Source organism: Egibacteraceae bacterium (assembly GCA_040905805.1).
Taxonomy (GTDB): domain Bacteria; phylum Actinomycetota; class Nitriliruptoria; order Euzebyales; family Egibacteraceae; genus DATLGH01.
Map to the genome: position 1 here is coordinate 1 of JBBDQS010000159.1, position 14,568 is coordinate 14,568.

General features: G+C 71.6%; 15 protein-coding genes. 14 read left to right on the top strand and 1 reads right to left on the bottom strand.

Annotated elements, in window-relative coordinates; translation table 11 throughout:
* The 14 genes from WD250_17010 to WD250_17075 all read left to right on the top strand — a co-directional run.
* On the top strand, window positions 1-2,151 hold a 2,151-nt coding region (locus WD250_17010; GenBank protein MEX2621916.1), incomplete at its 5' end, for a hypothetical protein.
* The gene (locus WD250_17015; protein MEX2621917.1) at window positions 2,151-4,205 is read left to right on the top strand and encodes a hypothetical protein; all 2,055 of its coding nucleotides are present in this window, start codon (window positions 2,151-2,153) and stop codon (window positions 4,203-4,205) included. The genes WD250_17010 and WD250_17015, both read left to right, overlap by 1 nt.
* The gene (locus WD250_17020; GenBank protein MEX2621918.1) at window positions 4,202-4,630 is read left to right on the top strand and encodes a hypothetical protein; all 429 of its coding nucleotides are present in this window, start codon (window positions 4,202-4,204) and stop codon (window positions 4,628-4,630) included. Before WD250_17015 ends, WD250_17020 begins: the two co-directional genes overlap by 4 nt.
* Window positions 4,631-4,667: 37 nt before the next feature.
* Window positions 4,668-4,820: a hypothetical protein gene (locus WD250_17025; protein MEX2621919.1), complete on the top strand. Its 153-nt coding sequence runs from the start codon at window positions 4,668-4,670 to the stop codon at window positions 4,818-4,820.
* A 3-nt stretch (window positions 4,821-4,823) separates the two neighbouring features.
* The gene (locus WD250_17030) at window positions 4,824-5,471 is read left to right on the top strand and encodes a hypothetical protein (GenBank protein ID MEX2621920.1); all 648 of its coding nucleotides are present in this window, start codon (window positions 4,824-4,826) and stop codon (window positions 5,469-5,471) included.
* On the top strand, window positions 5,468-6,073 hold the full coding sequence (locus WD250_17035; GenBank protein MEX2621921.1) for a hypothetical protein: 606 nt from the start codon (window positions 5,468-5,470) through the stop codon (window positions 6,071-6,073). The genes WD250_17030 and WD250_17035 overlap by 4 nt, the downstream gene beginning before the upstream one ends.
* A gap of 18 nt (window positions 6,074-6,091) precedes the next feature.
* Window positions 6,092-7,231 carry a lytic transglycosylase domain-containing protein gene (locus WD250_17040; GenBank protein ID MEX2621922.1) on the top strand — a complete coding sequence of 380 codons (1,140 nt, stop codon included), beginning with the start codon at window positions 6,092-6,094 and terminating at the stop codon, window positions 7,229-7,231.
* Window positions 7,228-7,929, top strand: coding sequence for a metal-dependent hydrolase (locus WD250_17045; GenBank protein ID MEX2621923.1), 702 nt, complete (start codon window positions 7,228-7,230; stop codon window positions 7,927-7,929). Before WD250_17040 ends, WD250_17045 begins: the two co-directional genes overlap by 4 nt.
* A gap of 62 nt (window positions 7,930-7,991) precedes the next feature.
* Entirely contained in the window at window positions 7,992-8,813 is an 822-nt protein-coding gene (locus WD250_17050; protein ID MEX2621924.1) for a DNA adenine methylase, read from the top strand.
* Window positions 8,814-8,928: 115 nt separating this feature from the next.
* Window positions 8,929-9,444, top strand: coding sequence for a hypothetical protein (locus WD250_17055; GenBank protein MEX2621925.1), 516 nt, complete (start codon window positions 8,929-8,931; stop codon window positions 9,442-9,444).
* A 104-nt stretch (window positions 9,445-9,548) separates the two neighbouring features.
* Entirely contained in the window at window positions 9,549-10,091 is a 543-nt protein-coding gene (locus WD250_17060; protein MEX2621926.1) for a hypothetical protein, read from the top strand.
* Between the two features lie 589 nt (window positions 10,092-10,680).
* Window positions 10,681-11,649, top strand: coding sequence for an endonuclease/exonuclease/phosphatase family protein (locus WD250_17065; GenBank protein MEX2621927.1), 969 nt, complete (start codon window positions 10,681-10,683; stop codon window positions 11,647-11,649).
* A 249-nt stretch (window positions 11,650-11,898) separates the two neighbouring features.
* Entirely contained in the window at window positions 11,899-12,807 is a 909-nt protein-coding gene (locus tag WD250_17070) for a DNA-processing protein DprA (protein ID MEX2621928.1), read from the top strand.
* On the top strand, window positions 12,804-13,586 hold the full coding sequence (locus WD250_17075) for a hypothetical protein (protein ID MEX2621929.1): 783 nt from the start codon (window positions 12,804-12,806) through the stop codon (window positions 13,584-13,586). Before WD250_17070 ends, WD250_17075 begins: the two co-directional genes overlap by 4 nt.
* 627 nt (window positions 13,587-14,213) lie before the next feature.
* On the opposite strand, the gene WD250_17080 is transcribed toward WD250_17075, so the two are convergent.
* Window positions 14,214-14,568, bottom strand: a 355-nt coding sequence (locus tag WD250_17080) for a DUF5615 family PIN-like protein (GenBank protein MEX2621930.1), incomplete at its 5' end; no start/stop codon positions are given.

The window sequence follows — 14,568 nt, forward strand, 5'->3', positions numbered from 1 at the left end:
CAGCAGCTGGCCGCCGACAAAGGGTTCGCGCACCCCACGCTGGTCAGCGCCAGTGCGACCGCAGCCGGCGGGCACGGGGCGCTAGTGCACTGGCTCAACCCCGCCTACCCCGACGACGCGGCCTCCAAGACCAAGATCCACGCCAAGGCCGACGAGCGCTACGCCCAGCTGGCCGCCGACGACGTCGACACGATCGGCGGGCAGACCCTGGCCGACGTGCACGCCGCCGAAGCAGCCTTGCACCCGCCGGCGCCGCCGGGCGGTGGCGGCTGGCAGGCCACTCCGACGCAGGTCGCCGAGGCGATGGCCGGTCTCAACCAGTCGCTGACCGACCTGTACGCCCCCGCCTGGTCGGGGGGAAAACCCGACGACGGCGGGGGTCTGCAAGCGGTCCTTGACGCCGAGGCCACCCTCGCCGGCGCCCAGTGCGACGAGATGGGCGACTCGCTGGCCACCGTCAAAGCAGCGGGCGCCGGACTGGTATCAAAGCAGCTCGACGCACTGCCCCCCACCGCGCGTAACACCATGATCGGCCACGCGGTAGCCCACGCCCTCGACCAGGGCGCCATCACCGAGGCGCAGGCCGCCTGGCTGGACCGTCCCTCCCAGTTGGCGTTGCTGCGCGCCCCCACCGACCCAACAGTGCGCCAGCAGCTGCAGACCCTGGCTGCTGACCGCCACGAGCAGGTCGCGACCGCCAAGACGGCCGCCGCGGCCGCCGCGGCCGCGGGCCCCATCCCCGTCGACGCGGCAGCGGCCACGATCGTGGCCTGGTCAAAGGCGCACGCGGACGCGGCCACGGCCACACAAGCCGTCGGCGAGTGGGCGCACCAGACCCCCGACCCCAAGGCGGTCGCCGACGCCGTCGGCGCGCCCGTGGCGGCCTGGCAGGTCACAGGGCAGCTGGCCACCGACACCAAGCCGTGGCGCACCTGGGCGAAGGGCCAGCCGCTGCCCACGCTGCGCGCCGCCGCCAAGCAACTGGGTATGGACACCGCCGGCGCGACACGCGCCCAGATCCAGAACTACATCGCGGCCAGCTGGGATCCGGCGCTGTCCAAAGCCGAGGTCCAGTCCGCCGCCGCCAACAACCTCAAGAAGAAGGCCAAGCCGCCGCCGCCCACCGCCACCCCCGCCAACAGCGGCGGGCACAGCACGCCCGGGCCCGCGACGGCGACGGCCGCGCACGCCGCCAAGCCCGCGGGCACGTCGGCTGCGGGCTCATGGGCGGCCAAGCACGCCAACGTGGTGGCGGCACTCAAGGCCCACCAGGCGGTGACCGCCGACGTGCCCGCCTATCAGACCCCAGAGCAGGTCGCTGGTCTGCAGCTGTCGGCGGGCCACAAGGCGGCGGTCGGCGGGATGCACCCCAAGACGTTCCACACCGACCAGGACGGCGCCACGTGGCTGCACAAGCCCGACTCGAAGGGCGGGGCGCGGGCAGCTGCCGAGGCCGCCGCAGCCCGAGTGCACAACCTCGCGGGGGTGCGCACCCCACCGGTGTACGTCCGCAACGTGGACGGCAAGGTCGGATCACTGCAGCCGTGGATCCCCAACGCCGGACCGCTGTCGACCAGCCCCACGCAGTGGTCACAGGCTGATGTGGACAGCATCGTGCGGTTCCACGTGGCCGGCTGGGTCTGTTCCAACTACGACGGCAACCCCGCCAACGTGCTGCGCACCCCCACGGGGGGGCTGACCCCGATCGACCACGGCCAGGCGTTCCGCTACTTCGGCCAGGACCGTCTGGCCGTCGACTACGACCCAAACGGCCAAAGCTACGGGCAGCCGCCACCGGTGTTCGTCACCGCCTACAAGGCCGCAGCTGCCGGCAACCTGGGGCCCGGTGTGCGGGTACGCCCGGAGGCCGCCATCCCCACCATCAAGGCGTTCGAGTCCATCCCCGACGCCGCCCTGCGCGCCGAGCTGGCGCCCGTGGCCACCGAGGGCGTCAAGGCCGGCCTGGGGTGGGTTGCGTCCATGCGCAAAGCCGCGCAGAAACGCACCGGTAAGACCAACGTGTCCGACGCCGAGGTCGCCGAGGAGTTCTTGGACCACGTCGTCGCCCGCAAGAACGGCCTGCGGGACGCCTTCGCCGGGATGTTCTCGGCCGCCGGGTTGGACGTCAAGGGCCTGACCAAGGTGGCGTGATGGGCAGCGACGCGAAGAAGGCTCACGAGCCCTACGAGGTGACGCCGGCAACCACGGCCGTCGACGAACCCCTCACCGTCGCCCAGTTCGTGCACGCCCACACCCCCGCCGGGGTCGACGAGCACGCCGGGGGCACCCAGTCGGGCGCTGCCCCCGTGGACCCCGCCGACGACCCGGCCGAGGCGCACGAGCCCGCCGAGGACCCGGCCGAGGCGCACGAGCCCGCGGTGGCGACGCCCCACGCCTTGGGTGACGCCCTCATCACCGTGCCCGACGCCGTGCCCGTCGGCGACGTCAACGGTAGCGCGCTGCTGATCGGCGGGGCCGACCTGGAGGACTCCGCGGCCACGCTGGTCGCCTACCACCACGTCGAGGGGCCCCTGGAGGTGCTGCACACCACCGTCACCCCCGCAGCCGAAGCCAAGCTGCTCGAGGCGCTGGCGCTAACCGACGAGCACAAGATCCCCGTCACGGTCGAAAAAGAGGTCGATGGGCAGCTGCCGCTGGACACCACCCACGGGCTGCACCAGCAGCTGGCGACGGTGGCGAAGAGCGTCAACCACCACCTCAAGGCCGGCGACGCGATCCCCGAGCACACCCACGCCAACCACGCCGCGCTTACCGCCCAGCTCGACGAACTCGACAACGGGCAGGCCACCGAGGCCGAGCAGGCCATGCTGGCCGCCTACCGCGCCGCCGCTGACGACATCGCGCTGCGACTGGACCCCGGCTACGACACCGCCTACGCCGCCGGCGGCAAGATCCCCCACATCCACCCCCACCAGGTGACCGCGACGGTGACGGTCACCGAGATGGTGCCCGCCCCCGTGGACGCACCCGCCGACGGGCGGCTGGCCGCCTCGGTACGCACCGCGACCCGCATCGACCCTGACCTGCACGACGGGACGACGTCGTGGGACGGCAAGCAGCGCTCCACGGCCAGCGGCCACGAGTACGTCATCGACCTGGGCGAGGGCTACACCGCGGTGTACCGCCCCCACGCCGCCGCGCACGGCCGCAAGGACCCCGCCTACTCCCACCGAGGCGCCCTGGAGATCATCGCGCCGCCCGGCGGCGGGCACGGCCCGGCGATGGTCCGCCGCCTCGGCCAGCTCAACCTCGTCAACCGGCCGATGTCCAAAGCCGAAGGCGAATGGGCCTACCTGCAGCGCAACATCACCGCCCAACAGCTCGGCGGCCACCCGGGGGTGGCCGCAGCGCTGGCCACCGCCGACGGGCTGGAGGAGGCCACCTACCAGCAGCTGTGGAGCGACCGCGCCGACGACGCGATCGGCATGAACGAAGCGCAGTTGGGCGACTTCGGCCGCCAGCTGCTGCTGGACGCCGAAGCCGGCGCGCTGACCCACAAGGTGGCCATCGTCCGCGACGCCGTGGCGAAAGCCACCGGCTTCTCCGACGCCGGCGCGCTGGCCGCCTCCCCGGGCTATGACCCGACCCCGACCCAGGCCGGCGGGTGGCTGCAGTGGAACCGGTTCGACGTCGCCGCCGCCCACGCCAAGGTCAACGCCGCGTTCGGTCAGCGCGGGCTGGCGCACAACACCAGCCAGTCAAAGCTGCTGGACATGTTCCGCAACGGCGGTGTCCTGGCGTGCACCGAACGGCGTCGGCTCATGGGCGTCAAACCTGGGGTGGGCAGCTCGGAGTCAGCCGACATGGACACCGGCGGCGCCCAGTCGGTCTTCCTGCGCGTCGCTGGCCCGGGCAGCGGCGCAGCGCTGTATTGGGACGACCCCGCGCGGCTGCTGCGCCGGGCGGACTGGTACGCCTACAACGGCGACCACTACGGGGCGATCAACCCCTCCTCGTCCAAGTTCAACCCCGCCAAGCTCACCCGCGACCCCGCCAAGCTCGCCAAACACAACGGCGGCAGCAACGAGGTGATGTTCCGCAACGGCATCGACCTCACCGGCGCGCAGGCGCCCACCCGCATCGCGTGCGCCAGCCCAAAGATGCGCACGCAGCTGCTCGCTGTCCTGGCCGCCCAGGGCGTCACCCACCTGGGTGGGCGCCCCGTCACCGAGGTAGTGAAATGACCCCGCCACAGCGCTGGACCGACGACCTCGACCGGCTGCTGACCAGACTCCTGGCCGAGGGCGCTGAGCTCGCGGTGTCCCATCCCGACGCGACACTGGCGTTCCGCGCGGCGCTGGCCCGCCACCACCGTGTCGACACCGACAGCGGCGCCATCTGGATCCTCCCGCTGGTCGGCGGCTACCACACCGAGTCCGGCTACGCCTTCGACCTGCAGACCACCCGCCGGCGCAACCTGACGTTCCACACCGTCACCGTCACCGACGACGACCATCTGGCCTTCGAGCTGATCACCGACCAGCGCGCCGTCGTGCGGCCCGCCGGCGCCGACGTCATCGGCGAGCTGCGCCGCTGGGACACCTACTACGCCGGCCTTGACGCCGACACCAAAACCGCCCTGGACGCCCTGACCGCAGACACCCTGTGACGCTCGTCTGCCCGGCGACTCGATAAAGGACCGCCCCATGCGCCCACCCACCCGTTTGCTGCTCACCCTGACCGTCGTGGCGTTGCTCATCGGGGTGATCACCCCCACCCAACTCGGCGGATGGCTGCACGCCGGCTGGGTGTGGACGTGGCAGGCGGCCGCTGGCGTCGCCGCCGGCTGGGGGGCCTAGTCGATGCGCCTGATCATCGACGAGGCCATCCACGCCGACCACGCCACGCTCGCCGCGCTGGTGGCGGCCGGGCTGGCCGGCGTGGACGACCATGACATCGAGGTGGCCATCACCCCCAGCGACACCGACGTCGTGCGCTGGCTGCTGGCCTGCCGGCCCGCACACGGATGCGGGCAGCACACCAACGTCACCGGCCCAGGATGGCGGGGCCACGCCGCGTCCACCCGCGCCGGCGCGCAACGCCTCGCCGGCGACCCCGACCAGCATCACCCGCCCCACACCCAGACGATGCGCGCCACCTACGCCTGGTCGGGGCGGTCCTACCCCCGCCGGCCCGCCCCCGGCGGTGGCCGGCCACGGTGGCTGCTCAGCCTGCGGATGCCAGCCGATCCACGCCCGGCGGCCACCGGCGACGCCTACCCCCGGGTGTCGCGTTACACCCGCTACGCCACCGCGCCTCCGGTGGTCATCAGCGGCTGGGCGGAGGAGCTGGTGCACCTGGTCGCCCACGAGGCCCGCCACGTCGACCAGCGCCGGCACCGGCGTCCGCGCAGCGAGATCGACGCCGAACGCTGGGCGCACGACGTGCTGGGCGCGTACCGCACCGAACACGGTCTGCCCATCCTGGCGGTTGAGGCGGTGCAGACGTGACCACGCTGATCGACCCTGCACGGCTCGCGGCGATGGTGGCGGTGCTGGCCGCCACCGTCACCGCCGTGACCCTGGCAGCCGCTGCCCGTGGGTCATCGGACACACCGGCGGCAACCGAGGCGGACAGGGCAGCCGTCACCCAAGCCGTCACCCAAGATCGCCGGGACCTGGCCGCGCGGCCCACGAGCGCCGGTGACCCCACCCCAGGCGTCGACGACCGGCCACCATCCACACGCGACCGCGCCGACGCCCAAGCTGTCGCGGCGGGGTTCGTCGAGCAGTGGGCCAGCGTCGCCCACGACGAGCCGCCCGACGACGCGCTCGGGCGTATCCGACCGTACGTGACCGAGGCGCTGGCCGACCAACTGCTGGCCGACCTGCGCCAGCCTGGCCGCTCCGGCCCATCCCAGCTGGGAGAGGTCACCGAGGCGGTCGTGGAGCACATCCACGGCCACGACGCCACCGGCCCACAGATGACCCTGGTCGTGGTCGCCCGCCAGCGCACCCGAACCATCGAGGGCGACACCCTCGCCCACCCCTCGTTCACCGTCCGGCTGATCCGAGACGGGTCGCGCTGGCGGGTCCACGAGCTGGTCCACTAACCAAAGGGCGACGACTAGGTGACCGACCTCAAGACCGGCCCCGGCCCGGACGCCAAGACCGCTGTCGCCAAGGCTGCGGTGGCCAAGGCTGCGGTGGCCAAGGCCGCGTCCGCCACGGCCACCGGCGGCGTTGCGACCGCTGCGTCCGCGCTGATCAGCCGCCGCCGGTTCCTCGCGGGTGTCGGGGCTGCTGCCGCCGCGGGGATCGGCGCGGTGCCGGTGCTGATCGGCTCGATGACGCCGGTCAACGACGGGTTCGCCGTACCGACCGCGTTCGCCCTGGCCGACATCCCCGGCGAGTTCCTGCCGCTGTTCATGGAGGCCGGCGACCGCCACGGCGTCGCATGGAACATCCTGGCTGCGGTCGCCTGGCGCGAGTCGGGCTGGTCACCAGAGGTCATCGCCTGCCAGCGTGACTCCAGCGCCGGCGCCCGCGGGCTCATGCAGTTCATGCCCGCGACCGCGGCCGGCATGGGCATCGACCCGTGCGACCCGCCCCAAGCCATCGACGGTGCGGCCCGCTACCTCGCCGGTCACCTCGCCCGCTTCGGGTCGATCGAGCTCGCCCTGGCCGCCTACAACGCCGGCGGCGGCGCCGTCGCCCGCCATGGGGGCATCCCGCCATACGCCGAAACCCGCGCGTACGTGCCGGCGGTGCTGGACCGGGCGGCGGCCTACGCCGACGCCTACGAGGCTGCGCTCGCCGTGTCGGGCAACGTCACCGGCAACCCCGAGACGCTGATCGAGTTGGCGGCACAGGGACGTGTGCGCCTGACCGCCCGCGAGATCGCCGACCTTCGCCACCCCGCCATGGACGGGCGGGTCATCGCCGTCATGGAGGCCCTGGCGGCCCGTTGGAGCTACGCGGTGTCGGTCATCAAGACCGGCCATTCGCGTTGCATCGGCGGCGGCAACCGGTCGGGCTGCCGCGAGTCGCACCACTGGCACTACCGCGCTGTGGACATCTGGCTGTTCGACGCGACGCCGGTCAGCCGACTCAGCGCCAGCGCCCGCCAGGTCGTGGAGTTCCTCGCCGGGCTGCACGGTGAGTTGCGGCCCAGCGAGGTCGGCTCACCGTTCCGGCTGCCAAGCCCAGGCCACTTCACCGACAGCGACCACACCGGACACGTCCACATCGGCTACAGGCCCACCCAATGATGGGCCGGTCCCACGCGCTCAGCGGCGCCGCCGGGTGGCTGGCGCTGGCCCCCCCGCTGGCGGCCGCAACCGATATACCCATGGAGCCGGCCGGGTTGGCCGCCGGCGCGGTCGTCACCGCTGGCGCCGCCCTGCTGCCCGACCTGGACCACCCCAGCTCGACGGTCGCGCGGGCGCTGGGACCCGTCAGCCAACTGCTGGCCGTGGCGATCGCCACCCTCGCCGGCGGCCACCGCCAGGCCACCCACTCGCTGGTGTTCGTGGCCGCGGTCGCCGCCGGGGTATGGGCCGGCATGCTCAGCCCCGCCAAGGATGTCGTGGCCCTAGCCACCGGCGGGCTGTGCGTCGGGCTGGCGATCCGCGCCCTGGGTCCCCAACAGCTGCGCGGCGGCGGCGTCATCGACCTGACCCTGGTCGCCTGGACCGTCGCGCTCACCGGGATCGGCTGGGTCCACCTCGGCCCAGTGCCCTGGCTGCCCGCCGCCGTAGCGCTGGGCGCCGCCCTGCACCTCGCCGGGGACTGCCTGACCCCGCAAGGCTGCCCGCTGCTGTGGCCACACCCCGCCCGCTGCGCCTGGCCGGTCCTGTCGCGCACCGGTGGGCCCGCCGAGGCCCTCATCACCGGCGGGCTCGCCCTCGCCGTGGCCTACCTCGCCTACGCCGTGTTGGTCCCCTCCCTCCCGCTCGCGCTGACCTAGAGACCCCGTTGGAGCACCTCATGGCCACACCGCCCCGCCACACCCAGCCCGCTAGCCGCCCGATGAGACCACCGTTGGCCTACCACGGCGGCAAGGCCAGACTCGCCCATGTCATCGCCGGTCTCCTGCCGCCACACCGGGTCTACTGCGAGCCGTTCGCTGGCAGCCTTGCGGTCCTGTTCGCCAAGCGGCCCGCCAACATCGAGATGGTCAACGACCTCGACAGCGACCTGGTCAACTTCTGGCGGCAGCTGCGCGACCGCGGTCCCCAACTCGTCGACCTGCTCGCTATGACCCCCTACGCCCGCGACGAGTACCACGGCGCATGGCAGCCCACCGACGACCCCCTGGAACAGGCACGCCGCTTCTGGGTGCGCGTCCAGCAAGGCTTCGCCCACAAGACCGGCACCCGCTCGGGCTGGCAATGCTCGGCCAGCGACGGCCGCGCCAGCACCCCGAAGTCCGCAACGGTGCTGCGCAAGGTCGCTGGGCTGCCCGAGACGATCGACCGGTTAGCCCCAGTCCTCATCGACAGCCGGCCCGCGATCGACGTCATCGCCATGATGGACGGGCCCCGCACCGTGCACTACTGCGACCCGCCCTACGTGCAATCGTCGCAGTCATCACGCTCAGGCGGTGCCTACCGGCACACGATGACCGAGGACGACCACCGGGGGCTCGCTGACACGCTGCGAGCATGCGAGGGCACGGTCGTGCTGTCCGGCTACCCCTCGCCGCTCTACGACGCGTTGTACGGCGACTGGCACCGCACGCAACTCCCCGGCCGCGCCGACACGGCCAACCGCTCAAGAACCACCAACGAGCGCACGGAGGTGCTGTGGAGCAACCGGCCGCTGCCCGCCCCTGACCTCACCCTGTTCTAGCGACGTGCCTGCATGACCCCGCTCGCCGCCCTCCTGCTCCTAGTCGCTCCGTGCGCACCGCCTGTGATCGGCCCGCACGACCCCGCCGCGCCCTCGACACCTGAAGGAGAAAGCCATGTTGACTGACGTTGGCACCACCGCCGGACATCTGCTGGATCGCGCCCGCGAGGACAGCGCGCAGCTCCTCGACGACATCGAGTGGCTCGCACATCACATCCAGGCCGGCCCCCACGACCCCGCCGGCAAGCACCTCTACACCGATGGGCGTCTGGATCCGGGCACGCTCGCTCGCATGATCCGCCACCTCGCCTGCTCGGTCACGGCCCCGCGACTGCTCAGTGGCGATGAGGCGTTGGCCCCCCACGGCGTGACACCGCTGGGTGAGGCCGCAGACCTTGGCTTCATCGTCAACGGCCACGTCGATCGGGCCGAGGCCCTCCGACGCGCCCGTAAGGTCGCCTGCCTGGCCGACTTGCTCAGCGGCCCCCGCCACGACCAGCAGCACCTGCAAGCCCAGCACGCCCACGCGGTCTTCCTCACCGCTGGCGCCGACTCCGACTACGCCTGGCTGATGCACATCGTGGAGCCCACCGACCCGCACGCCATCCCGGTCACCCAGGTGCGATGGTGACGCGCCACCACGGCCAGTGGCGCGCAACGCCTTCGTCGACGTCGATGGGGGACTGGCCGCGCTCACTCGCCGTCCACCCGTAGGCGGAGGCTGTCCCTGTGGGCATGGATTCGGCGAAGACCCACCAGGCGTTCGCGGTCGCCCCGGCCCGCCAGCACCGCCGGCCAAGCGACGCGGTCCACCTGCGTGACGATCGGCCGAGCGGCTCACCACCACTGACCGTCGACGCTGACGCGCTCGACGCCGCCCTGCACGCCGCCGGCGCCACCGTTGGCCCCCATACCGAGATCCGGCTGCGGCTGCGGCCACAAACATCTCCCGGCCAGCAAGGCTCCACCCAAAAGGTCGGACCCGACGCCTACCGCGTGGTCGTGCACGTGGCTGCCAAGCCGGCCCTGGCCGACCGGCACCTCTACGTGGTCAACAACAGCCTCGTGCATGAGCTGCGCCACGTCCAACAGCACCAACACGACCCCGACTTCAACGCCGCCTACTTGCACGCCAACCTCACCGTGGGCTACGACGCCAACCCCTACGAGGTCGAGGCGCGCTACTACGGGCGGCTGGCTGACCCCACAGGCCACAAAGACACCGGCCTCGCTGGACCCCCGCTCGGCAAACACGTCTGGGGACTGCGTGTCCCCTAACCGCGCCCGGCCGCAGCCACGGGGGACCGATCACCCACCCGCGGTGCCGTCCCGCCACGATCGCTGCGACCACCAGGACCACGGTGTGGACTACGCCATCCCGGGCCACCGCCTGGCCGCATCCCGAAAGGCTGCACGTGCCCGAGGCACGAAAGGCCGCCCAGTTTTCGTCTTGAGCGCGGCCGAGTTTATTGGCCACGAGGACGCCGGGAGCGTCGCCAGGGCTGCGGATGTCGTGGTTGGCGAACTGCAGCTGGAGGCCTGACACCCCGGGCAGCGAGTTCGCCGGCGTGCGGATCTCCGCGAGGAAGTCGGGCAGGGTCGCCAGGTCGTTGCCGGACAGGGCGGCCAGGCTCGTGAAGCGGGTGCCCGTCAGGGCATGCCATCGCCCGCGAAGAAGTCGTGACGGCATCTGACGTGGACCGCAGCGGCCATCCGGGTCCCGCCCCTATCCTCGCCGTCCCCGCGGGCCACCCAGCGTCGGCGGACGGGGCCGGGTACGCCAGCTGGTAGGCCCTATGCTTCTGGTGTCACTTTCTGGGGATCTGTGAGCCGAGTCTTGCCGGGTGTGAGGGCAGGAGGGGCTGGGGTGCCGACGATTCGCGATACACCGCCCAAGGCGGTAGCCGGCGAGCTCGCCGACCTCGATGATGCACTCGACGACGCCATCCCCGCCCGCCGAGTCGACCGCAACCTGCTGGTCGCCACCTGGAACCTACGGGCCTTTGGTGGGCTGACCGACAAGTGGGTCGCCGGCGACGACGACAGCCCCAAGCGTGACCTGGCCGGCCTGCGGGCCGTCGGGCAGATCGTGTCGCGCTTCGACGTGGTCGCCTTGCAGGAGGTCCGCGGCAACCTGCGCGCGCTGCGCCATCTGCTGGCCTGGCTCAACCGCGCCGGGGACACGTGGGGACTGCTGCTGACTGACGTCACCCGCGGGGCGGCCGGCAACGACGAGCGCATGGCGTTTCTGTATGACACCCGCCGGGTCAAACCCTCCGGGTTGGCCTGCGAGCTGGTCGTGCCTCCCGAGCGCGACGACATCGAAGAAGGCGCATTCGGCCGCCAGTTCGCCCGCACCCCCTACGCCTGCTCCTTCTACGGAGCGGGAGACACGTTCATCCTTGTGGCCCTCCACGTGCTCTACGGCCGTTCGCCGGCGCAGCGGGTCGGCGAACTACGCGCGATCGCGCGGTGGCTGGCGGAGTGGGCCAGCACCGTCAACGCCTACCACCACAACCTCATCGCGTTGGGTGACTTCAACATCGACCGCAAGGACGACCCGTTGTACCAGGCGTTGACCTCTACCGGCCTGACGGTGCCGGCCGCCTTGCATGAAGTCCCGCGCACCATTTTCGGCTCGCCCACAACCAACCACTACGATCAGATCGCCTGGTTCGCCAGCGAGACCGGCAAGATCCCGAAGCTGTCGCTGCAGCCCACAGGCCAAGCCGGCAGCTTCGACTTCACCGGGCTGGTCCACCGCGACCTCACCCGCCAGCAGATGTCGTGGCGCATCTCCGATCACTTGCCACTGTGGGTCGAGTTCGCCCACTAAATCAAGCACGGCACCGGGCCGCTGGCGAAAGTGACGCAAACCACCAGGGACGTGGTCGCGGTGACGCAGTGCTCCGGTCGCTACCGCTAGCCGCTAGCGCAGCCGAGATTTCAGCGAATCCCGAAAGGTTCCGGCGACCCTCGATGCCGCGGAAACCAGCCTGATGGTTACCAGCATGATGCGCCGGGTCGGCTGACGCCGCCGCTTCGCCTCCCGTGTCCGGGACAGGTGGCGTCTATCCTGCGGATCATGCGGAATGAACAGGAACTGCTCGTTGCGATCGCCAAGCGCACCCGAGCCACGATGCCCCGCACGGTGGCGCTGCTGCATGAAGCGGGATCGGTGACGGCCGCGATGGGCGGCGGCGGCGACGTCGACGAGGACACGCGTCGCGAAGTGGTGGGCGACGTCACCAGCGAGGACCTCGAGTGGGCGCAGAAGTTGGTCGCTGAGGCGGAGGAGGCCGGAGCACGACTGGTCACCATCTTCGACGACGCCTACCCCGCGAACCTTCGGGACGTCCACGACCAGCCCCCGTTCCTCTTCTACAGCGGCGATCTGCGGCCGGGGGGTGACCGGCGGGCCATCGCCGTCGTTGGAACCCGCCAGGCCACCGACGGCGGGCTCGAGCAGGCGCACCGGCTCGGGCATGACCTCGCCAAGGCGGGCGTCACCGTCGTCTCGGGGCTGGCCGCCGGCATCGACACAGCCGCCCACCGCGGCGCTCTCGAGGCGGGCGGGCGCACCATTGCCGTCTTCGGCACCGGCATCCGTCGCGTCTACCCCGCCGAGAACCGGGACCTCGCCGTGGAGGTGAGCCGCTCGGGCGCCTGCGTGTCGCAGTTCTGGCCGAACAGCCCCCCGACTCGCCGGAGCTTCCCTCAGCGCAACGTGGTCACCTCCGGGCTGTCGGTCGGCACGGTGGTGGTCGAGGCGAGTGGCAAGTCGGGCGCAGCTCAGCAGGCACGGCACGCGCTCAAGCACGGTCGGCGGCTGTTCCTCGTCGAATCGCTCGTCCGTGAGGACTGGGCCCGCGAGCTCGTCGGGCGGCCGGGTGTCACGGTCGTGCACGACGTCGATGAGGTCTTGCAGGTTCTCGACGAGCTCAGCGACCCTGGCCGAGGCCCGCACGAGAGCGTGCAGCTGACCTTGGCGTGAGCGCCGGCGCCCACATCACCGACCTGTGGATGCCTCATCTCGTCCCGCCGCTGACCGCTGGGGCCGACGTGTGCCCCATCTGCCACGCCCACCGCGCACCGGACTTCGACGAGTGCTGGACGTGCGGTCAGACCGCGTCGATCGCCGGCGCAGTCCACCGGATCATCCCGATCATGCTGTGGGACACCGGCACTCCAGCCGGCAACCTCATGCACGCCTACAAGCAGGAGAACTCGCCGCGGTTCATCGAGCTCCGTGAGATCCTCAGCCGTTGGCTCAGGATCCACTTGGTCTGCCTGTCCCCCGAGCCTGATGCCAGGCTGACCCTCGTCACCCACGTGCCTTCCAAGCGCGCCAGCGACCGACCCCATCCGCTCGGGCTGGTGCTGCAGCACATCGTCGCCGCCGGCGGCTACCAGTCCGTGCTGATCCCCGGACCGGGCGCCGGGCGGATCGGCCGCAACCGACCCGACCCGGAGGGGTTCGCCTTGGCTCCTGGCGCCTGGGTGGCCGACCAACGGATCGTGCTTGTTGACGACACCTTCACGACCGGTGCGACGCTGCAGTCTGCGGCGCACGCTCTCACGGCCGCGGGCGGGCACGTCGCTGCGGCGGTCGTTGTCGGCCGCAAGGTCAACTGGCGCGGCCACGACCCAGCCGAGGAGGTCTGGCGTCGTGCGCAGCGCCAGCCCTTCGACTGGGATCGGTGCTGCGCCTCCCTGCCGGGCTGCGTCGTATCGACGGACCTGGGCTTCCACCTGGACGAGCCGCCGTTCTGAGACAGTCCGCAGCCATCCCGCCGGGTCAGCATCGGTGGCCGGTTTGCAGGAAGCCTGGTGAAGGCGCTCTCAGCACCCTGTCGATCGGGGAGGCTGTGGGGGGCCGACGGGCACGAGCGCGCGTAGCGCCGAGGCCGAGCTGCGGTCCTTAGCTTAGCCGGCCGGTCCGTGGCGATGTGCCGCCGGCGAGGTAGTGGACGATGGCCTAATAAGGTGACGTGGCGGTTGACCGCGTGTTGGGATCTGTTCGCAGCGGCCGCTCGTCTTGGAGTCGGCGTGGCGGGCGAAGCCCTGCAGGTTCCGCCGGGAGACGTTGGCGTCCAGCTGCCTGCACCTGTAGCCGGCCCAGTGCTCGGGTCCGTGTCACCAGGGGCAAAGTAGGGCTGACGGGAACGTGGTCCTTGCCGGCGACCGGACGCTGAAGCTCGGGACCCCCTCCGGCGTCTCGGTCGGCTCGACCGGCGCAGAGCCTGATGATCGGCACTGCGCAGAGGCTGTCGCCGGCCTCGCTGGGGCCCGGACCGGTCAATGCGTCGCGGACCGGTCAATGCGTCGCCAAGGCGGGGGTCCCGATCCCGGCGACACCCGGGAGCCAGCCGACGGCGACGGCGGCTTCGACGGTGACGGTCACGGCCGGAAGTCCCAGGCCACCACCCGTGCGTCGCCGAGGACCTCGAAGAGCCTTCCCGAGATGGGGTGCAGAAGGAAGCCGTCGATGGCGTGCTCCCACAGCTCGACTCGTCGGGTGGTGGGGATGGCCTGGGGGACCCGGGAGATCATGACGGTGGCCACGATGTCGGGAGCTAGGTCTGCGAACTGGGTGTCCTGGGTGAGGAACAACAGGTCGGCCTCGGTGGCCAGCCGTTGGCGGATGGCGTCGTCGGAGAGGCCCCGCAGGCCGAGGGCGGTGATGTGCTCGGCCTCGTAGCCGGCATCGCCGAGGCGCCGGTAGAGCTGGAGGGGGAAGTTCTCGTCGAGGAGG